Origin of the sequence: Veillonella nakazawae, assembly GCF_013393365.1 — a bacterium.
GTDB lineage: Bacteria > Bacillota > Negativicutes > Veillonellales > Veillonellaceae > Veillonella > Veillonella nakazawae.
On the sequence record NZ_AP022321.1, the window covers coordinates 1,906,170 to 1,930,859 of the forward strand.

Annotated in this window: 21 protein-coding genes, 1 tRNA gene and 1 pseudogene; 1 reads left to right on the forward strand and 22 read right to left on the reverse strand. The window is 39.9% G+C overall.

Annotated elements, in window-relative coordinates; all coding sequences use genetic code 11:
* Positions 1 to 24: 24 nt before the first annotated feature.
* The 14 genes and pseudogenes from VEIT17_RS09895 to VEIT17_RS08955 all read right to left on the reverse strand — a co-directional run bounded on the left by VEIT17_RS09895 (position 25) and on the right by VEIT17_RS08955 (position 13,604).
* The gene (locus tag VEIT17_RS09895) at positions 25 to 252 is read right to left on the reverse strand and encodes an RHS repeat domain-containing protein (protein WP_197923040.1); all 228 of its coding nucleotides are present in this window, start codon (positions 250 to 252) and stop codon (positions 25 to 27) included.
* Between the two features lie 81 nt (positions 253 to 333).
* Entirely contained in the window at positions 334 to 786 is a 453-nt protein-coding gene (locus VEIT17_RS08895; RefSeq protein ID WP_178885740.1) for a tetratricopeptide repeat protein, read from the reverse strand.
* 248 nt (positions 787 to 1,034) lie between these two features.
* Positions 1,035 to 1,328 carry an ankyrin repeat domain-containing protein gene (locus VEIT17_RS08900; protein ID WP_178886052.1) on the reverse strand — a complete coding sequence of 98 codons (294 nt, stop codon included), beginning with the start codon at positions 1,326 to 1,328 and terminating at the stop codon, positions 1,035 to 1,037.
* A 379-nt stretch (positions 1,329 to 1,707) separates the two neighbouring features.
* Complete coding sequence (locus VEIT17_RS09945; protein ID WP_105093678.1) at positions 1,708 to 1,920, reverse strand: RHS repeat-associated core domain-containing protein; 213 nt, start codon at positions 1,918 to 1,920, stop codon at positions 1,708 to 1,710.
* A 111-nt stretch (positions 1,921 to 2,031) separates the two neighbouring features.
* Positions 2,032 to 2,232: pseudogene (locus VEIT17_RS09950) on the reverse strand (IS3 family transposase); the annotation flags it as partial.
* Between the two features lie 123 nt (positions 2,233 to 2,355).
* Positions 2,356 to 2,444 (reverse strand) — tRNA-Ser (locus VEIT17_RS08915).
* A 160-nt stretch (positions 2,445 to 2,604) separates the two neighbouring features.
* Positions 2,605 to 3,558 carry a magnesium transporter CorA family protein gene (locus tag VEIT17_RS08920; protein ID WP_178885742.1) on the reverse strand — a complete coding sequence of 318 codons (954 nt, stop codon included), beginning with the start codon at positions 3,556 to 3,558 and terminating at the stop codon, positions 2,605 to 2,607.
* 303 nt (positions 3,559 to 3,861) lie between these two features.
* Complete coding sequence (locus VEIT17_RS08925) at positions 3,862 to 5,994, reverse strand: heavy metal translocating P-type ATPase (RefSeq protein WP_178885744.1); 2,133 nt, start codon at positions 5,992 to 5,994, stop codon at positions 3,862 to 3,864.
* 384 nt (positions 5,995 to 6,378) lie between these two features.
* Complete coding sequence (locus tag VEIT17_RS08930) at positions 6,379 to 6,702, reverse strand: YolD-like family protein (protein WP_178885746.1); 324 nt, start codon at positions 6,700 to 6,702, stop codon at positions 6,379 to 6,381.
* A gap of 80 nt (positions 6,703 to 6,782) precedes the next feature.
* Positions 6,783 to 8,066, reverse strand: coding sequence for a Y-family DNA polymerase (locus VEIT17_RS08935; RefSeq protein ID WP_178885748.1), 1,284 nt, complete (start codon positions 8,064 to 8,066; stop codon positions 6,783 to 6,785).
* 663 nt (positions 8,067 to 8,729) lie between these two features.
* Entirely contained in the window at positions 8,730 to 10,088 is a 1,359-nt protein-coding gene (gene dnaB, locus VEIT17_RS08940; RefSeq protein ID WP_178885750.1) for a replicative DNA helicase, read from the reverse strand.
* 69 nt (positions 10,089 to 10,157) lie between these two features.
* Entirely contained in the window at positions 10,158 to 10,604 is a 447-nt protein-coding gene (gene rplI / locus VEIT17_RS08945) for a 50S ribosomal protein L9 (RefSeq protein ID WP_004694699.1), read from the reverse strand.
* Complete coding sequence (locus tag VEIT17_RS08950) at positions 10,601 to 12,628, reverse strand: DHH family phosphoesterase (RefSeq protein WP_178885752.1); 2,028 nt, start codon at positions 12,626 to 12,628, stop codon at positions 10,601 to 10,603. The genes rplI and VEIT17_RS08950 overlap by 4 nt, the downstream gene beginning before the upstream one ends.
* A gap of 16 nt (positions 12,629 to 12,644) precedes the next feature.
* Positions 12,645 to 13,604 (reverse strand): DUF2232 domain-containing protein, encoded by a 960-nt coding sequence (locus VEIT17_RS08955; RefSeq protein ID WP_178885754.1) that lies wholly within the window; start codon positions 13,602 to 13,604, stop codon positions 12,645 to 12,647.
* Positions 13,605 to 13,771: 167 nt separating this feature from the next.
* Here VEIT17_RS08955 and VEIT17_RS08960 point away from each other — a divergent pair, with 167 nt between their 5' ends.
* A complete protein-coding gene (locus tag VEIT17_RS08960) occupies positions 13,772 to 14,344 on the forward strand; it encodes a hypothetical protein (RefSeq protein WP_178885756.1) in 573 nt (190 codons plus the stop codon).
* A gap of 34 nt (positions 14,345 to 14,378) precedes the next feature.
* On the opposite strand, the gene VEIT17_RS08965 is transcribed toward VEIT17_RS08960, so the two are convergent.
* The 8 genes from VEIT17_RS08965 to VEIT17_RS09000 form a co-directional block, all read right to left on the reverse strand.
* The gene (locus VEIT17_RS08965) at positions 14,379 to 14,855 is read right to left on the reverse strand and encodes a DUF4411 family protein (RefSeq protein WP_178885758.1); all 477 of its coding nucleotides are present in this window, start codon (positions 14,853 to 14,855) and stop codon (positions 14,379 to 14,381) included.
* 12 nt (positions 14,856 to 14,867) lie between these two features.
* A complete protein-coding gene (locus tag VEIT17_RS08970) occupies positions 14,868 to 15,983 on the reverse strand; it encodes an ImmA/IrrE family metallo-endopeptidase (protein WP_178885761.1) in 1,116 nt (371 codons plus the stop codon).
* A gap of 196 nt (positions 15,984 to 16,179) precedes the next feature.
* Positions 16,180 to 18,354 carry an RNase J family beta-CASP ribonuclease gene (locus tag VEIT17_RS08975; RefSeq protein WP_178885764.1) on the reverse strand — a complete coding sequence of 725 codons (2,175 nt, stop codon included), beginning with the start codon at positions 18,352 to 18,354 and terminating at the stop codon, positions 16,180 to 16,182.
* 519 nt (positions 18,355 to 18,873) lie between these two features.
* The gene (locus VEIT17_RS08980) at positions 18,874 to 19,665 is read right to left on the reverse strand and encodes a uracil-DNA glycosylase (protein WP_178885766.1); all 792 of its coding nucleotides are present in this window, start codon (positions 19,663 to 19,665) and stop codon (positions 18,874 to 18,876) included.
* A gap of 465 nt (positions 19,666 to 20,130) precedes the next feature.
* Complete coding sequence (locus VEIT17_RS08985) at positions 20,131 to 20,904, reverse strand: ABC transporter ATP-binding protein (protein WP_178885769.1); 774 nt, start codon at positions 20,902 to 20,904, stop codon at positions 20,131 to 20,133.
* A gap of 11 nt (positions 20,905 to 20,915) precedes the next feature.
* Positions 20,916 to 21,668, reverse strand: a complete 753-nt coding sequence (locus tag VEIT17_RS08990) for an ABC transporter permease (protein ID WP_024043692.1) — start codon at positions 21,666 to 21,668, stop codon at positions 20,916 to 20,918.
* A 10-nt stretch (positions 21,669 to 21,678) separates the two neighbouring features.
* On the reverse strand, positions 21,679 to 22,632 hold the full coding sequence (locus tag VEIT17_RS08995; RefSeq protein ID WP_178885770.1) for an ABC transporter substrate-binding protein: 954 nt from the start codon (positions 22,630 to 22,632) through the stop codon (positions 21,679 to 21,681).
* 423 nt (positions 22,633 to 23,055) lie between these two features.
* Positions 23,056 to 24,684, reverse strand: a complete 1,629-nt coding sequence (locus VEIT17_RS09000; protein ID WP_178885773.1) for an ArnT family glycosyltransferase — start codon at positions 24,682 to 24,684, stop codon at positions 23,056 to 23,058.
* Positions 24,685 to 24,690: the final 6 nt, after the last annotated feature.

Sequence of the window (24,690 nt, forward strand, 5' to 3'; positions counted from 1 at the left end):
CATCAGCTACGACTGCTAAAGTAATTACAACTCCTCAGCCCACAACCCAATTGGATCCTGATTCACAAACCGTCCGGCCTCAGGCTCGTAATATCTCATCAGGTTGTAATGCAGCCCTGTTTCTTTATCAAAGTATTGGTTTTGCAATCTAAACGGCTGGTGCGCATTCTTGTAAACCCGCTCATCTTTTTTCAGACGACCCCAGGCGGTGTATTCGCCGAACCACAAGAGGTTACCGTGGATGTCGGTCATCTCTCTTGGGATGCCGAACGGGTCGTAGGCGTAGCGGCGGTTAAGTACGGTACCAAAAAGGTCATCTGAAAATATCGAATCTTACTTTTTGGTTTTTTTCTTAGGATTTAATTCTTCTTTACGTTGCTTATAAAATTGCCAATATTTTTTGTCTTCCATAGAGAAAGGTGTGTAACGTAGCTCATTATAAGTTAGGTCAAAATATTTATAGGCATTTTCCATATCACCCAATTCGTAATAAACGATTCCTGTCCATATAAACACACCTGCTGCAGGTTCATCTTTTCGTGCCTCAAGTGCAACTAACATCCACTCAAGGGCTTTTTGATAATCACCTAATTTTTTATAACTTTCTGAAATACCACAGGCGATTGCCGAAGTAGGCTCAACGAATTGAGTGGCTGGTTTGGGTAAAAGTTCCCATGCTTGATTCAGAATATCAATGCTTTCCTCCGGCGTAGTTGCATCATTTGAGTTACATACAAAATCATTGATTTTTTTGTTTAATTCATAATTTACTTGATCTAAATACATAATTTATCCTTCTTATGTGCATTCTTTAAAGAGTATTTATTACCATGTTGGTCCGGTTGTGTACCTGTTCCAAGGGTTATAGCTATAGGAATCGGTGTAGATATAGGTATATCTACCATCCGGCTGAACTTTCTGCAAGAGGTAACTGCCGTCCCAAACAAATCCGGTTTCCTCTTCGAAGCCGTCTGAAACTTCTTCGTTTTTCAGACGGCCTTAATGTTTTATCAGGTTTCTATTAAATATGTAACTTATTGTTTGTAATATCCCATTAGGTTTCTAATTTCTTTAGATTTCTTTTTATCGTGATATTCTTCAGATGTATAATGTTTTGCATCATATCCAAACTCATTTTTTATATTTGTTTTAGCTCCATTTTTTAAAAGAATTTCAATAATATCAAGATTTCCATGAAGACAAGCATTTTGAATAGGAGTGAAATTTAATTCACCTTGTTGATTGACATTTGCTCCATTTTCTATTAATAGAATAACATCTTTTTTAGATTGGGAATTAACTGCTAAATTTAATAATGCTTCTCCCATAGATCCTAAGTCATGTACGGAGGTTATAGGACTATGATTCAAAAAACTAGGGAAATCCTGATATTTAAAAAAAAGATTTTTCAAGGAATTATTCATAATTTAGCCTCATAAAGAATTTATTTAGTATATTCAGATTTTGCTTTTTCTTTTAAAGCATCTAGCCTATTTTAACAACCATTTATTTTGATTGTATGTCTCCAGGGTTACATTTTTCTGTCCCAATTAGTTATAACTCGATACATCTTTTGGCATGATTAATTTGCGCACTTAGAGTTGCGCATATAGACGCTTGAGGTGGTACTGGGGTATCACAAAACCTTTTCGCTAGTTGATATTCTCGATCACGTTTATCAGATTTATTATTTTTTTATTTGCTTTGTTAAACAATTATTGTAACTTTGCAAAACACTCTAAAGGGATTTAATCCTAGAAAATCTACCCAATTTACGATACTAAATGCATAAGTATAAAAATTTGTACCTCCTAAATATTTAATAGGATCCTGATTCACAAACCGCCCGGCCTCTGGCTCGTAATAACGCATCAGGTTGTAATGCAGCCCCGTCTTACGGTCGACATATTGGTTTTGCAGGTGGAAAGCTTACTGAATGTAGATATAGGCGTAGTGACGGTTAAGTACGGCACCAAAAAGGTCGTCTGAAAATATTGATCTGCACCCATTTTCCTGGACACATATTATTTACTAGCCTAAACACATGGATGCTTCCCTGTATTTTACAGGAGGCATCCATTTTATTTTTTTCTGGATCCTTTTGTTGTTGTAATAATTAATGTATTCTTCTATCGTTACTGCAAAAGCATTAAATAATATATATTCTTTTTCAAAACCATAATATATTTCTGTTTTCAATCTACCAAAAAAGGTTTCTATCACAGAGTTATCATAACAATTTCCTTTTCAATTGCTTTACTTTTAAATTCATAACTATATCTCATTAAAATACCCCCTTTACTGGTTATCCAGTAAAGGGGGTAGATATCATAACCTAAAGGGCTTTCTAAGTTGTGGCGGAGAGGGTGGGATTCGAACCCACGGCCCCTTGCGGAGTCACTGGTTTTCAAGACCAGCTCCTTAAACCACTCGGACACCTCTCCATAACGGTATTATTATATCAGATTGGCCCAATAATAAGCAACAACGTAATATCGTACAAGAAAAAAGCTGGCTCAAAGCCAGCTTTTTCATGTGTATTTGTTGTTAAAGTAATGTTTCAACTACTTACTATTGAATTAAGTATTCACTAATTATCATAAATTAGAATAAATCTTTTTTCCACATACCGATAATGGCAATAATAGAGAATACTAATGCAACACCTATAACCTCATAGAATCCCTCTGGATCATCTTGGAATGGCAATGGCACGTTTGTCCCCCACAAGCTAAATACGATGGTAGGAACTGCCATGGCAATCGTTAGAGTAGCCAACATTTTCATAACCAAGTTAAGGTTGTTAGAAATAATGGATGTGAAGGCGTTCATCATGTTCATCAATATATTGGAGTACATTTCAACCATCTCGATGGCCTGTTTATTCTCGATGATAACGTCCTCTAGCAAGTCCTCATCCTCTTCGTATATTTTGAGGAGGTGTTTATAGGAGCTATGACCACGCAAGCGCAATAGACGTTCCATAACAGTACCATTCGTGCGCAATGCAGATGTAAAGTATGTCATGGATTTCTGTAATTCCAACAATTGGAAGAAGTCTTTATTTTTTGTAGTATGACGCAATTGGACTTCAATATCGTCAGTACGGCGGTTGATTTGTTGCAAGTAACGCAAGAACATAGTTGCTGTGCGATACAAGATTTGGAACAAGAAACGCGTCTTTTTGTATGTATAGAACGTAGAAATCTGATTAGAAATAAATGGATACAACACTTCAGACTCTTCTAAGCAGATAGTAATGAAGAAGTCTGGCGTCAAGAAAATACCAAGCGGTACTGTATCATACATATCGTTACCGCGGATAACCGGAATATTGATAACGATAAAGATGTAGTTATCCTCTAACTCCACGTGAGAACGTTCTTCCATATCGAGAGCGGTCTTTAAAACGTCCGTTGGGATTTCCGTCAAAATATTGATAAGGGATAACTCATCGGGGTCTGGGTTCACCAAATTTACCCAAGAACCTTTTGTGGCATCTGATACAGTGCTATCGGAAACTAACTCTTCTTCTATGTGTTTATACACCGTAATCATGCTATCCCTCCTTCCAACGAACTTATAGTAATCATCTAATAAATTATATACTATTTTATAGCTATTATTCAATTCAATTGTGAAAGTTTTGTGTATCTAGAACATACATATACAGTTTTATGTCTATTTATGATGTACAGATGTATATAGTAAAAGTATCATAAATGTTTAATCCACACAATAAAATAACCTCTAAGTTAGTCAGTTACTAACCTAGAGGTTATTTATATCAACCCTAATCATTCAGATTAGGAGAATGTAATTTATTTCGTTCCTCTACAGAGCTATAAACTCTGCTTTCACCTAATTGCGGCGCAAGATGCGAACAGAGTTCAAGATACAAAGGATGGATACGCCAGTATCACCAAATACTGCCCACCACATGGATGCATAGCCCATGAGGCCAAGCGCCATGATAAGGATTTTAACAGCAATAGCGAATACAACGTTTTGCCATGCTACACGCAATGTCGCTTTGGACAAGTCAAGGATATGTGCAATAGCAGTCAAGGATGGACGCATGAACACAACATCTGCTGCCTCGATAGCCGCATCAGCACCGCTACCCATCGCGCCACCAACATCAGCACCAGCAAGTACTGGAGCATCGTTGATGCCATCCCCTACGAACATAGTTGGACCATATTCAGAGCGAATATCTTGTACAACGGACAATTTATCTTGAGGCAACAACTGAGCACATACAGCACTTACGCCAGTTTCTTTAGCGATGTAATTTGCACTTGCTTCAGCATCACCTGTAAGCATAACAGTTTTAATATCTTGACCATTAAGATTAGCAATCGCTTCAGCAGAGTCTGGGCGAGCTTCATCGGCGATGATGATACGACCTAAGTATGTATTACCTTCTGCCACAAGAACTTCTGTGCCATATTCAGCAGCCTCTGTTGGATAGCCTTGAACATTATAGCGTTCCATAAGACGACGGTTACCAATAAGTACTTGTTGACCATCAGTCATACCCACCATACCTTCACCAGCTAACTCTTGAACGAAATCAGAAGGTTCCACTGTAAGGCCTTGATCTTTTGCTTCAGACACGATGCTTGTTGCGATTGGATGTGTAGAAACGGCTTCGATAGCTGCCGCCATGGATAACAATTGACTGGAACTTACATGAGAGCCTACAGTTTCTACGCTGTGAACTTTGAACTCACCAGATGTGATAGTACCAGTTTTATCAAGAGCTACTGCTTTCACATTAGCCAACGCCTCGATAACGCGACCACCTTTTAATAAGATACCGTGTTTAGACGCATTGCCGATACCGGAGAAGAATGCAAGTGGCACGCTAAGCACCAATGCACATGGGCAAGAAATAACGAGGAATGTTAAGGCTGTGTAGATCCATTTATGCCATTCACCAGTAATAAGGGATGGAATGATAGCTACAGCCAATGCAAGAGCTACAACGATTGGTGTGTATACGCGAGCAAAACGCGTAATGAAACGGTCGATTTTAGGTTTAGAAGATGCTGCATTTTCCACGGCATCAAGAATTTTAGTAACCATGGATTCTTCAAGAACCTTATCTACACGCATTGTAATGCGACCAGATTCATTGATGCAACCAGACATAAGTTGAGTGCCAGGTACGGCGCGAACAGGTACAGGTTCACCTGTTACAGGTGCTGTATTAACGCGTGTTTCACCTTCAAGCACTGTGCCGTCTAGAGGAATTAAATCGCCAGGACGAACTTCGATAGTCCAGCCTACTTCAACCTTTTCAGGAGCCATAACTACGATTTCACCACCGCAGTCTGTATCTACAACCCGCACCTCTTGAGGACGCATATCGACAGCGTTCATGATTTCTGTACGACTACGATCAGTTGCTTTTTCTTCGAAGAACTCACCAATACGGTAGAACAAGATAACACCTACGGCCTCAGGTAATGCATCGATAGCAATAGCGCCCAATGTAGCGATAGACATCAAGAAGTTTTCATCGAATACTTCACCTTTTAGGATATTACGACCTGCAGTGCGCAATACTGGGAACGCAAGAAGAATATACGCAACATAGTAAATTGGAGTTTCAATACTCTCTGGCAAGCCGATGGATGGGACGAAGGATGACAAAACTTCATAAATCATGAATAACAAGCCTGCTACGATGACTGCAATTGTTACAGCATCACTACCGTGATCGTGATCATGACCATGATCATCCATAGCCGCTTTAGATTTACGCTCATAATCAGCTACGGTTACGCCTTCTTCGATGGCATCACAAATCTCTTGAATATCACGTTTAAGAGCTTCACGGTCTTCCCAAGAGCCGGTTAATTTTAATTGATGTGTAGCAATTGTGAAATTTGCAGTCTCTACAACATCCATTTTACGGATACGATCTTCAATTTTTGCTGCGCAGTTCGCACAGTTCAAATCCTTCAGCAATAATGTTTCTTCCATGATATCTCCTTTGATAATAGTGAAAGCTTCTATCCTGTATTGTAAGTTAATAGGTAATATTTTTCTAATACTTATTAGACATATCTTGTTTCATATCTTGTTATATATGTTCCTAAACATTTTTCATCAGATATTTTTTATATGAATACTCATTCATATGTTTATTTTAATAGAAGATATGGTGTATGTCAAGAAGAATTATCAAAATATCTATGATAATAAACAATAGTAAAATAGCCTATACTCATCATACATGAGCATAGGCCAAATCTATTTTTCTTCACTTTACAATTTACTTTACTGAGTTTCTTTATTTGATTACTTTACCAATTACATTAGTGTTATTATTATCAACTCTTCAAAGGTTCTTATTCAAAAGGATTCTTATTCAAAAAGATTAATTTCCTTTATATCTTTAAAAGCAATGGCTACGCCCTCAATAGATAGACTATGGGCAGGTTTACCTATCGCCTCGATAGTCCCTACTAATTCCGTATAGCAATGACCTGTATAATAAAGCACTCGTACAAAATCTCCTTCCACCAAGGATTGTATAGTACGGTTTAATTCCTCTATTTGATCCTCCGATAGCTCTACACGATTCTCTTTAGGCCGTGCCATAGCTGCCAGTAGTACTTCAAATCCCTTTAATGCCGCAAAGGGCATAAATTGTTTCGCCCGTTGTAAACGAGACATACGATGTTTCATTAATATATACCTCCCCTTATGCGACTAATCTATTTTCAATTGTATTCTTCGTTCAATTGCCATGGTATCCATTACACTATTTATTCCCCATTATGGCCACCTACCAAGGTATTTCTAAAGCGCATTGTCCCTTCATCTTGCAAGCTAGAGGCACGTAAAATAGCATTTTTACCGAACTGCTCCTTAATAGATAACATCGCCTCATGTACTTGCCGCTCCTTTTCCTCTTCCTCCGTCGCAAGAGAGCTAAATAAATCTATCTCCTGAGGTATAGCAGAGCGATTGACTAAATCCTCAAAGCTTACGCCTATACGCCGTATAAGTTCATTTTTATGGCAATGTTGTTCATATAATTTAATTACTGCCGTCGTTAATGCTTGCAATGAATCAGTGTACTGTTTAAGCTTTTTAGAACCTCCAGTAGAGCGCACCATTTCATCTGCATAGCCGATATGAACGTGAATATGATTCGTAACCCCTTTGATTTGTAAAAGCTCTAGTACCAAGGACTCCACCATTTCCCGCATAGGCACGTAGGCCTCTTCGTAAGTATAGTTACGCAACAAAATCTGGCTATGCGAGATAGAATGCTTAATAGGACGATACGCATGGATATCTGCAATCGTACACGGCTCACGGCCCCAAGCATGATCGATGATGAGCTCGGCGTTAATGCCAAACTCCTTATACAGCTTAGCCTCTGGAACCATGGTAATACCATGCAAATCATAAGCTCCATATTTATGTAAGCGGTTGGCTATGCCCTTACCAATCTGCCAAATGTCGGTCAAGGGCTGATGATACCAAATTTTCTCTTTAAAGAGGCTTTCATCAAGATATCCTATAAAATCAGGCGCATGTTTTGCCAGGATATCGAGAGCAATCTTGGCAAGGAACAAGTTTGTTCCAATCCCAACGGTGGCATAAATCTTGGTCGCCTCTAACACCGCATCAAGTAGCATCTGCGCTAGCTCTCGAGGCGTTTTCTTGTAGAGCGGTAAGTAAGGCGTAATATCGATAAAATACTCGTCGATAGAGTATACATGTACATCCTCAGGTGCCACATACTTGAGCAAAGTCCCGTAAATCTCAGCAGACGCCTGCATGTACCGCTTCATATGAGGCTTCACCGTCAAATACTCAATGTGCGGAGGAATCTCAAAAAGACGACTGCGATTCTTAACACCTAGCTTTTTTAAGGCCGGTGAAATGGCCAATGTAATAGCCCCTTTGCCACGAGACCCATCGGCCACCACCAGAGGCGTCGTAAACGGATCCAGCCCCAAATCGGCACACTCCACAGACGCGTAAAAACTCTTCAAATCAATGCACATATACATTCGATCCGTATCAGCTGAACCCATACAAACACCTCCTCAAACCGCTAAATACCTGAAGTTTATAAGAATTACAAGAAGAATAATTTCTATGATTAGTATAACAAAAATACAGAGTATTTTCAAACATATGTTTGTTATTATGGCGGCAAATTTTGGACATAAAAATGAAAGAGTACCTACTATTAGACATAAAATCTAATAGTAGGTACTCTTAAGTACATGTATAACTTAATTCAATATGGTTTCTTTAGGCCTTCTATAATAAACTAATCCCTGCTCACTACGATACTTCATGCTAGACTCTTTAAGCCTAAAAAAGTGACCTCTAAGATCTATGGAAATCTTTCTTAACCACAATTGTTGTCGTTTATTGCTCAAAAAATCCTTCTCGTTATCACAAGAGTCAAATAATTCAAGAGCTTCACTTAAAACCTCGGACTCGCCACGGTTTATGGCTCGAAGATTAGTAAGGTATATTCCTAGTTCTTCCAACAATACAATGAAAACTATCTAGTGCCAATATATTGATGGGACTTATTTGGGCTAACGTAATACAAAAAGAGCACCACCTATCGAGGGGCGACTTACGCGTCGTTTGGAGCCACGAGATAGGTGGTGCTTTTTTGTAACTAAGTTGTCGAAATAAAGTCGGGCCCCATCAATATAGGCACCCCACGATAGTTTTCATTATTGTTCCGGCCCCATGTCTCGGAATTCCACGTCTCTAAATTGTGTGAATTCCCCAATGAATTGGAGTTCCACGGTACCGACGGAACCATTACGGTGTTTACGAATGAGGACTTCTGCGTTGTCCCCTTTTTCGGAGTTTTCATCGTAATATTTATCGCGGTACAAGAAGATAACGATATCCGCATCTTGTTCGAGGGAACCAGATTCACGAAGGTCAGACAGTACAGGCCGTTTATCTGGTCTGCTTTCAACACTACGAGACAACTGAGACAAGGCGATGAGCGGCACGTTAAACTCACGAGCAATCAATTTAAGGTTACGAGAGATTTCAGACACCTCTTGTTGACGATTCTCGCTGCCCTTACCGGAGTTGCGGCCTTGCATCAACTGAATATAGTCGACAATAACGAGATCGAGACCATGTTCTACCTTAAGACGGCGCAGTTTAGAGCGCATATCTTGTACGGTAAGGCCCGGCGTATCATCGATAAAGAGCTTAGACTTGCTCATGCGATCCGCTGCAGCGATAACCTTTTCCCAGTCAGTAGGGTCCATATTCGCACGGCGCAATTTTTCAGAACTCACACCTGCCACGGAGGATAGAATACGACCAACGAGCTGTTCCTTGCCCATTTCTAGGGAGAAGAACGCTACCGTCTTGTCGTACAACATCGTTACGTTTTGAGCGATGTTCAAGGTGAAAGCCGTTTTCCCCATCGCAGGACGAGCGGCTACGAGGATGAGGTCAGATTTCTGCAGTCCATTGAAGACATGGTCTACATCCTTAAAGCCTGTTGGAACACCTGTAATAGCGCCATCATGCTGTTGCAATGCATTTAATTTATCTAAGTTAGATAACACAACCTCCCCAATAGGAGCAAATGATGATTCAGACTGTGTTTGACCACTTACGTCCAATACCATTTGTTCCGCCTTGTTAAGGATAGCTGTTGGCTCATCTTCGCCAGCGTACGTCATGCCTACGATTTTATTCCCTGCATCGATAAGGCGGCGCAACTGAGCTTTCTCACTAATGATTTTCGCATGTTCCTCTACATTGTAGGACACCGATTCATTAGCCAAAGATGTAATATATGCAAGACCGCCTACCGCATCGAGACGCTTACGACGATCTAGCTCTTCACCAACAGTGATAAAGTCCGCCGTCTTGTTAGCATGCACGATTTCTAAGATAGCATCATAAATAATACGATGCGCATCGCGGTAAAAGTCTTCAGATTTTAGAATACTCGTCACTGTATCGACAACGGCACCCGAGTTGGATCCATTCGTTAATAAAGCCCCCAAAACGGCTTTTTCCGCATCTAAATTATGCGGTGGAATGCGTACATCCATGATAATCCCCTTTATAAAACCACTATGGATAAAAGAATTCACCATACTCAAAGAGCATGGTGAACACTATTATTCAGCTACTACGTTAACCTTGATAGTACTTGTAATTTCAGGATGAACACGAACGAGTACATCATGTACGCCTAATGTTTTCAATGGTTCTTTGATTTCGATTTTCTTTTTATCGATATCTACTTTGTATTGCGCTTTAGCTGCATCAGAAATATCTTTTGCAGTAACGGAACCGAATACACGACCTTCTTCGCCCATGCGAACTTTTACAGTTACTTCAACCTTAGTCAATTGGGCTGCCAAGATTTTAGCCTCATCATTGGCAACAGCTTTATTGTGAGCGATGGATTCTTGCTTTTGTTTCGCATTATTTACGTTAGTTGCTGTACCTTCAAGGCCAAGACCTTTTTTGATTAATACATTACGGCCATATGCATCGCTAACTTCAACGATTTCGCCTTTTTTACCAACCTTTTTAACGTCTTCCAACAATACTACTTTCATTGTTCTTCCTCCTCTTTCTCTGCGGAATGAAGGGCTTCAAGAGCATGGTCTAAAATAGCCTTCTTCGCTTCCTCTATCGTCATACCTTGTAATTGGGCACCAGCCACGGTTCTGTGACCACCGCCACCCAAGGCTTCCATTACAACCTGTACATTTACCTTGCCTTTGGATCGAGCACTAACGCCGATACCGCCGTCATTCAAGGAATACAGTACAAAGGCTGCTTCAATATCTTCATTACTGATGAGCATATCCGCACTTTGTGCAGCTAATGCCATCATATCCTTCAGACCTTCAGGTGCTACAGAGATAGCAATCCCTTCAGTTCGATTGGCTTCAAATACCATTTTAGCACGCAATTGAACAGAATCGAAGGTTTCAATAAATAATTGTTTAACCCGTTCAATATCTGCCCCTGCACGGCGCAAGAATGCAGCCGCTTCAAAGGTACGTGCCCCAGTTTGTTGCACAAAGTTCTTCGTATCAAGCACAATACCAGCATAAATACCTGTAGCTTCTGCCTTTGAAAGTTTTACGCCACCACCTGCGTATTGTACAAGCTCTGTAACAAGCTCAGATGTGGACGATGCAGTAGGTTCCAAATAAGTAAGTAATGGATTTTCTACAAAGTCCGCTGCACGGCGGTGATGATCGATAACGATGCGTCGTTCAGAAATTTCAAGAGCCTCTTGAGCTGCTACCATTTCTTGGCGATGTGTATCACATACAATAGTGAGCGTATTAGCGTCTACCCAAGCTTTTGCCGCTTCAGGGGTGATGATATGTTCTGTCCAGAACTCATCTTCTTTCAGAACAGTTACCATTTTATCAATGGCGCTCGTTTCCTTTGAAAGTACGATGCGTAATTCTTTACCCAAGGTACGCGCAATAGCTACAACACCGACAATGCCACCTAACGCATCATAGTCTTCACGCTTATGACCCATCACAAGGATTTTATCGGAATCAAGCATAAGCTCATGTAAAGCTTGCGATACAACACGAGCACGAACACGGGTATTCTTCTCAACACCAGCTGTATTGCCTCCAAAGAAGCGGGTACTTTCACCATCCATAATACACACTTGGTCACCACCGCGACCTAATGCAATATCTAGAGCAGCACGAGCACGACTAGAAACCTCTTTTACAGAGCCTACGTTCTCGCTAATCCCGATAGAAATTGTGGCAGGCACTTGGCGCGGAGAAGGCAATTTACGGATTTTCTCAAGGATTTTAAACCCATCTTCCTCCATCGCATGAAGCGCACCACGAGAAATAGCAAAGGTATACATATCATCTTGGAAGTTACGAATGAAACCTTCTTGTCTATCAATTTCATCCATAATAATGTTATTAATATCTGCCCAAACGCTAGTGTACTCACGGTCACTAAGACCCTTTGTCAATTCTTCAAGATTATCGATTTGAATCATGCCCCACACAGGCTGATCTTCTTCCGCTTTAATACGCGCCTTTTCTAAGTCTGTAATATTCTTAAAGTAAAGCGCCATCACTGCATGGTCAGCCAGTTCATCTTCACTATGAAGCTCTGGACGTGTATCACGAGGATCAATGAATTTGTAAATAATTTGAAAATACTTGTCTTCGTACTGCTCCGTCATAAATCCAGATTTTCCCCAGATTTTATCAATACGGAAGCCAGGCATAAGAGCAGACATTTTTTGAAGTTTATTCCAATCTACCTTAACCCAGTCTGCAAAGACACTATTATTCCATACGAGGGTACCTTGTTTATTAACAAGAGCAATGCCCATTGGCAAGTTTTGTAAAGCAAAGTTCGAAGCTTGTGTGACGTTTTTCATCATCGCCCCAAACTGTTCCCTTGCTAAACGACGCCGATTATGAAGGGTGTTATAATTAACCAAATACGCCGCTACCACGATAATTAAAGCTAGAATTGCAATGGCCCAATTTAGATAGGCCAACAATAATAACAATAATACGATAACGGTAATAATGGTAACTTCTAAACCTTCCCATTTCCGTTGAAAGGATTTCATAACGGCCTCCTTTCTATTACAAGCTACGTTTTTGGAAACGTGCTCGCATATCTAAAAACATATCTAAAATACCATATATAACGAGTGCCATTGGACTCATCACATACAGGAAGCCTACAATAGCAAACTTAAAGATGCCTGCCAAGTTATAAGACTTCATAATGGATAGCAAACATGTAATGCCATTTAGACCACATATCATGCCACCAAATAAGGCAATATTCAGGCCTATATCTGAAAGAATACCATTGGCATAGCCCAAGTACTGACCGCCATAAGCAAGGATAATACCTATTGCTAATGTACCAGCACCCCAAATCGGCATTCGCCACGTATCCATTGTTGGCAACGTACGCATAACACTATTTGTACGACGACCAATATAAGATACAAGCTTCGCTGAAATATAGGTTACGACTACATTGGCTGCAAACCAGTAAGCTAAGAGCATACGTTTTGCTTGGTCAAACGCCAAATCTAAACGATTGATATACTCGTTCATTTGCTCTTGTGTCATAGGTTGCTGTTTTACAGATTCAATAATAGCATTCTTAAGGTCTACATCAATCATATGATTAACTTGAGATAAATCAAAAGATGTAAGTCCAGCAGACACTAAAATTCCTATAAGGCTCGTTAACGTAAGTGCAATGGCTGGTATAACGATGAGCTTACCAAAGGACCAATTTGATCTAAAAGCTTCACCGAGGAAAATACTTGGCAAGGAATATGCCAAGATAGTAGCCATTGCCATTAATGGGCCCACTAACAAGGAGACAAGAACGAATGCCACTGCTGATGCGGCACAGCTATATCGGCTGCCCCACCGGATACCAATGAGTGCAATCCCAGCAGGTGCAACCAAGGTTGCTAGCAAACTGAGGATAGGAACCGTAGAACCTACTATGGTTAACATAACAACGATGGCCGATACAAATGCAGTCTCTACCATCGCTCTAGTATTTGTTTGTTTCATAAATCTCCATTCTATATAAGAAGATAGATTAATTGGTATCTTTTAATTATAACAGTTTAAAAAGGTAACTTCAAACAGTCCAATTTCAATAAAAATCACAAAAAAATACTTTAATTATTATGTTAAAATAATAAAAACAAATCATTCTTACTAGGAGGAGGATAGAAATGAAAAAAATTGCTATATTGTTACTATTAACTATTATATTTCTACCATTTACAAGTAATGCAATCTCATTAAATATTTTAAAATCTCATCCAGAATTATATACACCTATTCCAACAAAACAAAACATGTCAATATATTATGAACCAAGCCAAACTAAGGTTATTCAATATAATCCTCCATACTATACAATTGAAACTACCTCTTATTATGTAGCTTATCAATACAATACAATTGCCGAGGTTACAACCTATTATAATTATGACTGGAACAACAGTATAGAAAACCTTATTCGTGAAGCTGCTATAGAAGTGCTTAATGAAAAACCTTCTAAAGATTACGAGTATTTTGAAACTGCATCTAGAAAAAAATTAGCTGAAAAGCTATTTAATAACTCTGGTATCACAAAAGTTGGTGGGACTACAACTTATTGGGCATTGAATGGGGATTATCTTAATCAAGAACAAAATGATAATATTCCTACAGAAGTAAAAATTGGCAGTCCCGCCTCATCTGTTGCAAATTTTGCATTCAAGCAAGTATATAATAAACCCTTTACATTAGATATAAAATAAAAATAGGAGTCTCCTCAAAAGAGGCTCCTATTTTCTATATTTGAATATGTAACTCCCTAAGCATCTCAAATACATTTATATATTGCACATGTAAAAAGTTGCAAATATCAGGGATTTTGACTTTTTTGGATCCAGGAGCCAATATCTCATGCGTTACAACCACACAATTATTTACATATGCGTATGCAATAATCCAAGGATCGGCCTTAGATAAAAAATGAGCCTTCTCCGAGTCTTTGTATTGAGTATTCTCTGCAACATAATTAGAAATCCTAGCAAAAACCTGTTGAATTTCAGCAGAGTCCGATGCGTATGCATGAACAGTGTAATTATCCTGAAACCATGATGATAATTCATCATGTCCAGCCATAATTTCATCTTCAATCGGCTTAATAGTTAGAATATTTTCTGGACTATTCTCTATTAATTTATTCCAAAATGATGGGACTATATCAAATCCATAATAGCGGTTCTTAGCATCAATAAAAGTATTACTATCAAGTACATACATAGATTTATTCTCCTAAAAGCCATATTCATTTACATATTTAGAAAAAGTATTGCCTCGTAAACCTAATAATTCATAAGCTTCTCTATACGCTAAAGATCCTGCCCTAGCGGCTTGAACAACGGTACGGCTAAAAGACTCTCCTAAACGAGTATGAGCTGTAGCATAGAAATTTCCACCACCTTGAGTCCTACGTTCAGGCATATTTTGCAGCTGTTGCTCAAACCCTTCCACCAAAACTTCATATTGCTCACGATCTATATAACTATGTGTTAATGCAACTCGATATATAACATACTGACTAACCTTAAAATATCTCGAAATTTGTTCATACGCTTGTGGAGATTCACTCCATCTAGAATGAAATAAAGACTCTGGAACAAGGAACTCTGCAGCAAATCGATTGCAATAAGGTTCAGAGTTACCGTCGCTAACCCCCTCTTCACCTAATAAAACATGACAAAACTCATGAATTATTGTAAATAGTTTCCCATTACTCGAATCTCTGCCATTTATAAAAATAATAGGTGCATAAGAGTCAAGTAATGTAAACCCTCTAAACTCACTAACTAACAACTTACGGTTATTATTGGAGCCCACAACACCATTAACAAAAACAGTAATTCCAATAGCTTCAAGACGACTCCGTATATATGCGAAAGGATCAGCCTCTCGAATTTGCCACCCCTTTTTGATACCTAATAAAGAATAAGCTTTTTTAACTAATTGCTTAACATTCAGATCTTGAGAAAACGCCCCTATATAAGGTATTTGATCCATAGCTAAATTAAACTTACGATACTCACTCAACCAATCCTGTCGAATTTGCATATCATAAATTGTATCTCTCAATTCAGAACTATAAGGAGTACTATCTTCAACCCCATTTACTCTTCTAAAATCAGCAATTTCTTTTTCAGCTATATTAGGTGGAGCTTGTAAATACATGTACCCCAAAGGTACATTGGAAAAAGCAGCTAAGTCTGTTATTTGATTAAATGTTGGACTTAAAGTCCCTGCAACCCATTCATCATATTTAGGAAAGCGCGTATAAAACGCTTCATATCCCTTCCCGCTATATTTAGGTAACCAATTTAAAATCTCCCTACTTACCGGAAAACGATTAGCCATACTTTCACCCCCTTATTATAAACTCACCTACTAGATTATCCACAACACATTAGTATAAATTAGTTAATCTACCTATACCGCTTTTATAAAACTTTTATGTTACTTTTATGTTACTTTTATATTACAACTATCTAACACAAAAAAACAAGCAACTGTTATAGTAATCTATAACAATTGCTTGTAAAAATATATATGATTATACGTCTTGAATAATCGGCAAGATCATAGGACGACGGCGAGTTTTATCGTAGAAGAATTTACCCAACGCGTCGCGTACGTTTTGCTTAATAGTAGTCCAATCTTTAATGCGTTGTACTTCACAATCTTCAAGGACTTGATCTACGCGATGTTCTGCCGCAATCATAAGTTCTTCTGCATCGCGTACGTATACGAAGCCACGAGATACGAGGTCTGGACCAGCTACGATTGTACCAGAAGCTTTGTCCATCGCCATTACAACGATAACCATACCTTCTTGAGCCAATTGTTGACGGTCGCGGATAACAATGTTACCTACATCACCAACACCAAGGCCATCTACGAAGATAGCGCCAGCTTGTACACGACCGGCTTTACGGCCACCATCTTTATCGAACTCAAAGATTTGACCATTGTCGCCGATAAGAACTTTCTTAGGATCTACGCCCATAGCAACACCAAGTTCACCGTGGCGGCGCAACATGCGGTACTCACCATGAACTGGGATGAAGTATTCTGGACGAACAAGGTTAAGCATTGTTTTAAGCTCTTCTTGGCTCGCATGACCAGATACGTGGATACCACGATCTTTACCGTATACAACGTGACAACCTAGACGAAGCAAGTTATCGATTGTTCTACCTACAGCACCTTCATTACCTGGAATTGGTGTAGCAGAGATGATAACAGTATCATTCGGCGCCAATTCTACCGTACGGTGGTTGCTAGTAGCCATACGGGACAAGCCTGCCATTGGCTCACCTTGAGAACCAGTTGTTAAGATCATGATTTGATCATCAGTGTAGTTGTGCATTACATCTACGTCGATGATTGTATTTGGTGGAATGTTCAAGTAACCGCGTTCTTGAGCGATTTCTGTAACATTTACCATACTGCGGCCCATAACGACAACCTTACGGTTGAACATAACTGCCGCATCAATAGCTTGTTGAATACGAGATACGTTAGATGCGAATGTAGCCAAAACAACGCGGCCTTTCGCTTCGCCTACAGCTTGTTTAATAGCAGGACCTACGGAGCTTTCAGAGCCTGTAGTACCTGGTTTTTCTACGTTTGTAGAGTCGGACATCAACGCTAATACGCCTTTATTACCGAGCTCAGCAAATTTGTGCATATCCATCAAACGGCCATCAACTGGCGTTTGGTCGATTTTAAAGTCACCTGTATGAAGTACAGTACCGATTGGTGTATCGAAGTACACAGCACAGGAGTCAGGAATGGAGTGATTTGTTTGGATAAAACCAACCTTTACTTGACCAATTTGTACTTCATCGCCTGCCGCAATAGTGCGAAGACATTTTGGAGATACTTTATGTTCTTTGAATTTGCCTTCAATCAAACCACAAACAAGATTTGTAGCATATACAGGACAATTAATTTCCTTCATAAGGTACGCCAAGGAACCGATATGGTCCTCATGACCATGCGTGATAACGACTGCTTTTACGCGGTCCTTATTCTCAATGATATAGCTCATATCAGGAATAACGATATCTACGCCAAGCATATCTTCGCTAGGGAATGCAAGGCCCGCATCAAGAACGATAATTTCATCTTCATATTGGAAGATGGTCATATTTTTACCGATTTCGCCAAGGCCACCTAACGGGATGATTTGGAATTTACCCTTGTTAGCGCCATTTGGTGTACGACCTACTAATTCCACAGGAGCCTCTTGATTGTTGCGGTTTGTGGAACGATTATTTGGACGGTTGTTGTTACGGTTTTGACCATTGCGACCATTATTAGTTCTCGTGTTGCGTGTATTTTCACTACGTTCACCACGTGGTGCACGAGTTTGGCGAGGTTTACGTTCTGTACGTTCTTGACCTTCACCTTGCTCAGCATTGCGACGAGTATTTGTACGGCGTGTCGTATTAGTACGACCACCATTTGCATTTGTACGAGTATTTGTACGGCGTTGGCGTGTTGCGCCTTCACCTTCGCCTGCTGCATGTTGACGAGTACGACCTTCGCCAGCAGGACGGCGTGTATTAGTGCGGCGGCGAGTTTGTTTATGTTCGCCTTCAGCCGCAACTGTACGAGTAGCAGTTTTTGCTACTGTTGGTTCTGCTTTCACTTGTGCAGTAACCTGATTATCTGTTGTATTCACAGTTCCTCCTAAAATTTTGTTCATTATTTTATTTAACATAGTTTCTTTTCTCACCTATCACTTGAATTGATCTATGCTATGGAGGCCACACAAAGAAAAAGGCGCTAAAATACTAGCGTCTCGTCAAATGGGCGCAAAAATGCGCTATCAATTTTTGCCGTTCCTAGTGTTGTTGTGACCATTTGCCATAGCAAATGAGTATATTGCCATCATTAGACATGTCAGCCGCGACGGGTACGTTCTCTTCGTTCCAATCTAATGAGTTTTGCAATATAATCCGATCGATTTTGATGAAAGCCTCGCTTTCATACGTTATGTCTATTGTAACATAAAAATAGCGTTAACAAAAGAGGGTAGCCCCCATGTTAACGCTATTTAGATATATCATATTCTATTTGTCATCATCTGGCATAGTTTTGTAAAAGCCCTCGATATGCCACGCACCATTCTCTTCAATGACAGAAATATACCGTTTCATAAACTTCTCTCCGAAACTCTCAATCTTTTATTATTTTAATTATCTCAATCACTTATTATTTTAATAATCTCAATCATCTATTATTTTAAATAGGTATCTACCGCCTCAGAAAATCCTTGTCGATATAGATTGGCACCACCGTTTGCGGGATGGCGCAAACCAATGGCAGACAAGCCAAATTTGCCCATTGTATCCGCAGACTTTTGCCCTACTGCGAGCACGAGAGGATCTGCACCGCCTAATTCTATATGTAGATCCAACAAGCGTTTTGTATACTCCCAACCTAGTTGTTGTTCTCTATCCGTAGGTGTACGGTTAGTCAATGGATTTCCATCCTTATGTGGGTGGAATGGGAATATATTCCATAGCAATGTGTCATAAGGATTGATGCCCTTTTCAACAATGGCACTCCATACTACAGTGTCAGTAGGTTCATTAAAACCATCCTTTTGCTGTGTTCCTTTTAACAAAGAACTAGTAGGTGAACTAGTACGTTCCAACTGAATAGTCGTGATATCCTTCGCACGAATGGTTTTATGCTTATCTAGTAGCATTCTTTCACAAGTAATGGCAATCCCTGTAAAACGTCCCCCTTGATAGCCTACAGCCTCAGCCACCACAAAGACCTTAGCTCGACCTAAGCGCGGCAATAAATAAGCTACTAAATTATCTCGGCGCACCTGTGCCGCATCAAAGCCCTTTGTGACAATCTCTAATTCAGGATCAACCTCACCCCAAGGATTATGGACAAGACTACCTTGATACTGAGCAAGCCAATCTACAAAACTGCGCACCTTCTCTACTCTCTCCGCATCAAAGGACGCTATATATTCATCAAAAGACAAGGTCTTCTCTAACTCAAATAAAGACATACAGCCTCCAATTTAAATTTCATATGTTATTACCGATATATATCTACTATACATGATAATTACACGAATTGCATAAGAAATATATAGTTATATGTACTACAATCAAGATGTCACCACTCCGTTCTGGGGAAACAGGTACAGAAAGGAGGTGCAACAGTGAAAGATATTCTTATAATCCTTCTAGTTCCTATCGTGGTAAATGTGACCAGCTATCTCATTTGCAAGTGGTTAGATAGGAAATTTCATGGTGATTAACCCCGTTAGCTTAGACGACCATAAGCAATAAAAAACTCCCTCAAGTATTTCGCGGTTCTTGAGGGAGTTTTTTTTGTGCTAACAGTGAATTCTTACAATCCTTCAGCTACTTATAGTATACATTATTTTAGAATTTTGTCCATTGTAAAACACCCAAGCAGAAAAGTTCTTGGGTGTTTCTTTTGAGATGTATATAACTGATATATAAAACTAAATATAGAACTCGATTTTGTCTTCTTTTGCTAATTGGAATTGTTCGAAGATGTGGTTACGTATATTAACAAAGTTCGGCGATGTACGGTCTGTTCGGTCGATGATGTTCACAGGGATGATAGTTTGTACACGACCTGGATTTGCCGCTAGTACTACAACGCGGTCCGCAAGGACTACGGCTTCTTCAATATCGTGCGTAACGAATACTACAGTTTTACCTTCTTCGCGACAGATGCGAGAGATTTCGTCTTGCAAGTTGATACGGGTCAACGCATCAAGGGCGCCTAGTGGTTCGTCCATGAAGATAATATCTGGATCCACTGCTAGTGCACGGGCAATGGATACACGTTGTTGCATGCCCCCAGATAGTTCTGCTGGATAACGATTGCGGGCGTGGTCAAGGCCTACCATTTTAACGTATTTATCGATAATAGCGGGACGCTCTTCTTTAGGAACCTTTTTACTTTCAAGACCTAGCTCAATATTGCTTTCTACCGTACGCCACGGCAACAAGCCATAGTTTTGGAATACCGTTACATATCTGAGTTGAGGCGCTTTCACCTCTTCACCGTCGATAGTAATGGAACCAGATGTAACGAGCTCAAAGCCCGCTATAGCGTTTAATAGCGTACTTTTACCGGAACCAGAAGGGCCTAAGAGGCAAATAAACTCGCCCTTTTCAATATCTAGATTAATATCCTCAAGAATGGGGAGTGGTTCCCCATCTTTCATAAATTCCTTGTGTGCATTGCGCACCGAAATGTAACCCATGAGGCCACCTCCTATTTCTCAATACCCCAACGTTTGTAAATCCATTTTTCGATGAGGGACACGCCCCAATCGAGTAAAAGCCCAACGAAACCGATGGTCAAAATGGCTACCATCAAGAGATCGTTACGCAAGTTATTTCTCATATCGATAATGAGGAAGCCAAGGCCTGTTTGGGAGCCTACCATTTCCCCTGTTACAAGGAAGATCCACGCCGTACCGAGAGCGATGTGAAGACCGGATGCAATACCAGGGAATACGGCAGGTAATACGATTTTAAATAACAATTCTGGCTGTTTAATACCAAAGTTGCGCGCTACCTTGATGTACACAGGGTCAATATTTTGAATAGCAGACACGGTGGACAATAGCACCGGGAAGAATGCTGCGATAAAGATGATAACGATAGCTGGTGCTTGACCGATACCGAAGAATAGAACGATAAACGGCAACCATGCCACAGGAGAAATTGGTCGAATGACTTGAACGATTGGATTGATGTAGTTCCAAATTCCCTTGTACCAACCCAAGATAAGGCCGAAGAATACGCCGGCTACAACAGAAATAAGATAGCCGATAAAGAAGCGTACTAAACTATCTGCAATATCCTTAAATAGAACGCCATCTCCAATGAGTTCCCCAAAGCCAATCAACACCTTATACGGCGTTGGCAATAGCGCTTCGTTAAAACCGCCGAGGCGAACGATTAACTCCCAAATTAGCCAAGCTGCGATAAATGAACCCGGCACATATGTATATTTCTTCATGGTCCCCCTCCTATGGTAACAATGATGTATCTACAAACTCTGAATAACTCGGCACTTTTTTGATTAAATCAATATGTGTCATGTGATGCACAAGCGCATTATAACGGTCCTCTGTAAGGGCTAAATCTTTAAACCCAATCACTTTGAGGGAACGTTCAATAACTTGGTCATTAAACTTCATGTACTTTGAGGAAATCTCCTCTTGTGCCTTTGGATGCTCGTCTAAATATGTACCTGCATCGAGATAGGCTTTTGTGAAAGCTTTTGCCAAGTCATGATGTTCATCGACGAATTGACCATTAAACACAAGAGCACAGCAAATATTATCATGCCAGAGATGGTCAGGATCTTCGAAGACCTTCCCAGTTCCCATTTCAAGGGCTAGAGAGCCAAATGGTTCGGCTACACTATACCCAGCAATTTGACCTACCGATAGAGCAGATGGCATTTCTGGAGGGCTCATTTCTACGATTTGTACATCTTTTTCAGAAAGACCCGCTTCTTCAAGCATGCAATCCACGAGAACTTTTTGAGTAGATTGTTTATGAGGGATAGCAAAGGATTTGCCTTTTAAGTCTTGAACGGAGTTAATATCCTTATTAACGATAATAATATTACCCTCTGTATGACCAAGTGCAGCAGCACGGACATCAATGCCTTGTTCACGAGCCTTTACACCAAGTTCAACAAGAACAGCTGCGGCATCTACCTTACCAGTATTTAACGCATCCATAAGCTCTGGCCAAGACCCATATTTAACAAGCTCTACATGAACAGGACCATCTGCCGTTTCCAGCTCTTTTGTAGCAAATACTGGTAATGCATGGGTAATTGGTAAATAGGCTACGCGTACAGTCTTTAATTCTTGTGCCGTCTTTGGTTTATAGTGTTCATGATAACCATAGGCTATGCAGCCAATAACCAAGAGAACCACTCCGATGATTAGATACCAGGTCTTCTTCATAACTTCCCCTCTTTCTACCTCACAACAAGGGGCGTTTTTGACACATGTCATTTTTCACACTTTTCTAAAACCTAGATGAAGTCTGGTTCTAGAATACCTTGTCTTCTAAACTTATTTATACCCTACTATATCAATATGTATTAATTATGTCAATAAAACACAGTAATATTGTAGGTATTATTATTTAGGTACGAAATACATCAATATAGACCAAATAAATCCAAATAAATATAGTAGTCTAAGGATATAAACTACTATATCTACAAAACGATTTAGCACTCCATCTTTAGCAATACTATAAATAAGTACTCTATCACTAAACAAAAAAGCAGGTAGTATCCATTGGATACTACCTGCTACTAGCTTTACTATTTTCAGCTTTAATGTTTTTCACTTATTGTTAGATTGTATGTGAAGATTCACTTAAAACAGTGTCTTTTTATTTAGTATATATACTTCCGCTGTACCAGCTTCGCTAGACTCAGATACATTTGGGTAGATAGTAGACTGACGGAAGTGCTTGATTTCACCTTTTGGAACGATGAGCATTAGAGGTTTACCAGAGGCGATTATCTTGTTAAATTCCTCTTCGTTAACTTGTTCCATAAGATATTTCTTTGACCACTCGGCACTGCGTTTTTTAATTTTATCTCGATCATCCCAGCGACTTTCATCACCATTGATTTTAATAATCTTATGGCCTGTATAGTATACAGCAGCTGTACTGTAACCGTTATAGTAATAGATATCACCATCATAAGAGTCTACAACAGGCACTACCTCAATATTACTACGCTGCTTTACAAATGGTTCTAACCCTTCCACAACAACGATGGAGGAAATAACCATAGTACCTAGGACAATAATACTAACAAGGCGATACCCTTTTTTCGTATACCATGCGTGGAATAAAAGGAGTACGGCTACAGCCACCACAACATAGAGCAAGAAATAGAAGCCCCACGGTGCGAAGAATGAGCCCGCAACGTAAGCAATCCATAGGAGTAAGGTAGGGCCCATAATAACCCATTTTATAGCTCTCGATTTACCTTTACGTATAATCTTCATAACGCCCATAGCACCAATAGCACTAAATGGAACTAAGCTGACGAATGTATATAAAGGATATTTTGTAGCCATTAAGGTATAGAATAAAAGAATACCTACACCCCAAGTCATATTATAAATAAACCCAGTATGTCGTTGTTTAAAGCCATCAATAATACCGTAGATAACAGCACCGGTCCATGGCATAGATGCACCTAGGAAGATAGCGATGTAATACCACCACACATTATCTTCAGGATGTTCGGATTGAGTGGCCCGTGTTACATTGTGAAGCCCTAAGAAGCCATTGATGAAATCCTGACCATGAACGCTGTACATATACACATACCACGGCAAGCAGACTACACAAAAGGCAAGAATGCCACGCCAATCAAAGATAGCTTTCACCATCGACCAAGAACGATTGATACCGGCAAAAACGAGTAAAATCATACCTGGCAAAACGAGTGCTACAGGCCCCTTTGTGAGCACCCCGAGGGCTGCAAAGATATAGGCCACAATCATAGCATACGGCTTCTGTTCCACCATCCCCTTATAGGAATAGATCATAACCATGATCGTCGTATACAATAGCACCATGTCCGTAATAACGCCATGAGCTACGGTCCAGAACATGAGGGATGTACCAAGTACAGCAGCCCCAATTAAGCCTAGAGCCCACTTACCGCTCATAGTACGCATCGATTGATACATGGTTGCCACTGACAAGGCACCAAAGATAGCACTTGGTAAACGAACCACCCAATCGGCAATACCAAAGATTTTAAATCCAAGGGCAATGAGCCAATAAATCATAATCGGTTTATCGTACCAATAGGTGCCGTAAATTTGAGGTGACAACCAATCTCCGGAGAGAACCATTTCCTTAGCAGTTAACGCATAGTTAGATTCCACAGGATCCGTAACAGGCAACATATTATTGCCAAACAGATAAAAAACGAGCCATACAATAAATACGACTGGCGTTAATCGTGAAAGTTTCATAAGGGC

What these genes read in the sequence shown, in the direction of transcription:
- VEIT17_RS09895 (WP_197923040.1), bottom strand. Translation starts at nt 252, where the DNA reads ATGACCGACATCCACGGTAACCTCTTGTGGTTCGGCGAATACACCGCC.
- VEIT17_RS08895 (WP_178885740.1), bottom strand. Translation starts at nt 786, where the DNA reads ATGTATTTAGATCAAGTAAATTATGAATTAAACAAAAAAATCAATGAT.
- VEIT17_RS08900 (WP_178886052.1), bottom strand. Translation starts at nt 1,328, where the DNA reads ATGGGAGAAGCATTATTAAATTTAGCAGTTAATTCCCAATCTAAAAAA.
- VEIT17_RS08920 (WP_178885742.1), bottom strand. Translation starts at nt 3,558, where the DNA reads ATGATTACGGTGTATAAACACATAGAAGAAGAGTTAGTTTCCGATAGC.
- VEIT17_RS08925 (WP_178885744.1), bottom strand. Translation starts at nt 5,994, where the DNA reads ATGGAAGAAACATTATTGCTGAAGGATTTGAACTGTGCGAACTGCGCA.
- VEIT17_RS08930 (WP_178885746.1), bottom strand. Translation starts at nt 6,702, where the DNA reads ATGAAACATCGTATGTCTCGTTTACAACGGGCGAAACAATTTATGCCC.
- VEIT17_RS08935 (WP_178885748.1), bottom strand. Translation starts at nt 8,066, where the DNA reads ATGGGTTCAGCTGATACGGATCGAATGTATATGTGCATTGATTTGAAG.
- dnaB (WP_178885750.1), bottom strand. Translation starts at nt 10,088, where the DNA reads ATGGATGTACGCATTCCACCGCATAATTTAGATGCGGAAAAAGCCGTT.
- rplI (WP_004694699.1), bottom strand. Translation starts at nt 10,604, where the DNA reads ATGAAAGTAGTATTGTTGGAAGACGTTAAAAAGGTTGGTAAAAAAGGC.
- VEIT17_RS08950 (WP_178885752.1), bottom strand. Translation starts at nt 12,628, where the DNA reads ATGAAATCCTTTCAACGGAAATGGGAAGGTTTAGAAGTTACCATTATT.
- VEIT17_RS08955 (WP_178885754.1), bottom strand. Translation starts at nt 13,604, where the DNA reads ATGAAACAAACAAATACTAGAGCGATGGTAGAGACTGCATTTGTATCG.
- VEIT17_RS08960 (WP_178885756.1), top strand. Translation starts at nt 13,772, where the DNA reads ATGAAAAAAATTGCTATATTGTTACTATTAACTATTATATTTCTACCA.
- VEIT17_RS08965 (WP_178885758.1), bottom strand. Translation starts at nt 14,855, where the DNA reads ATGTATGTACTTGATAGTAATACTTTTATTGATGCTAAGAACCGCTAT.
- VEIT17_RS08970 (WP_178885761.1), bottom strand. Translation starts at nt 15,983, where the DNA reads ATGGCTAATCGTTTTCCGGTAAGTAGGGAGATTTTAAATTGGTTACCT.
- VEIT17_RS08975 (WP_178885764.1), bottom strand. Translation starts at nt 18,354, where the DNA reads ATGTTAAATAAAATAATGAACAAAATTTTAGGAGGAACTGTGAATACA.
- VEIT17_RS08980 (WP_178885766.1), bottom strand. Translation starts at nt 19,665, where the DNA reads ATGTCTTTATTTGAGTTAGAGAAGACCTTGTCTTTTGATGAATATATA.
- VEIT17_RS08985 (WP_178885769.1), bottom strand. Translation starts at nt 20,904, where the DNA reads ATGGGTTACATTTCGGTGCGCAATGCACACAAGGAATTTATGAAAGAT.
- VEIT17_RS08990 (WP_024043692.1), bottom strand. Translation starts at nt 21,668, where the DNA reads ATGAAGAAATATACATATGTGCCGGGTTCATTTATCGCAGCTTGGCTA.
- VEIT17_RS08995 (WP_178885770.1), bottom strand. Translation starts at nt 22,632, where the DNA reads ATGAAGAAGACCTGGTATCTAATCATCGGAGTGGTTCTCTTGGTTATT.
- VEIT17_RS09000 (WP_178885773.1), bottom strand. Translation starts at nt 24,684, where the DNA reads ATGAAACTTTCACGATTAACGCCAGTCGTATTTATTGTATGGCTCGTT.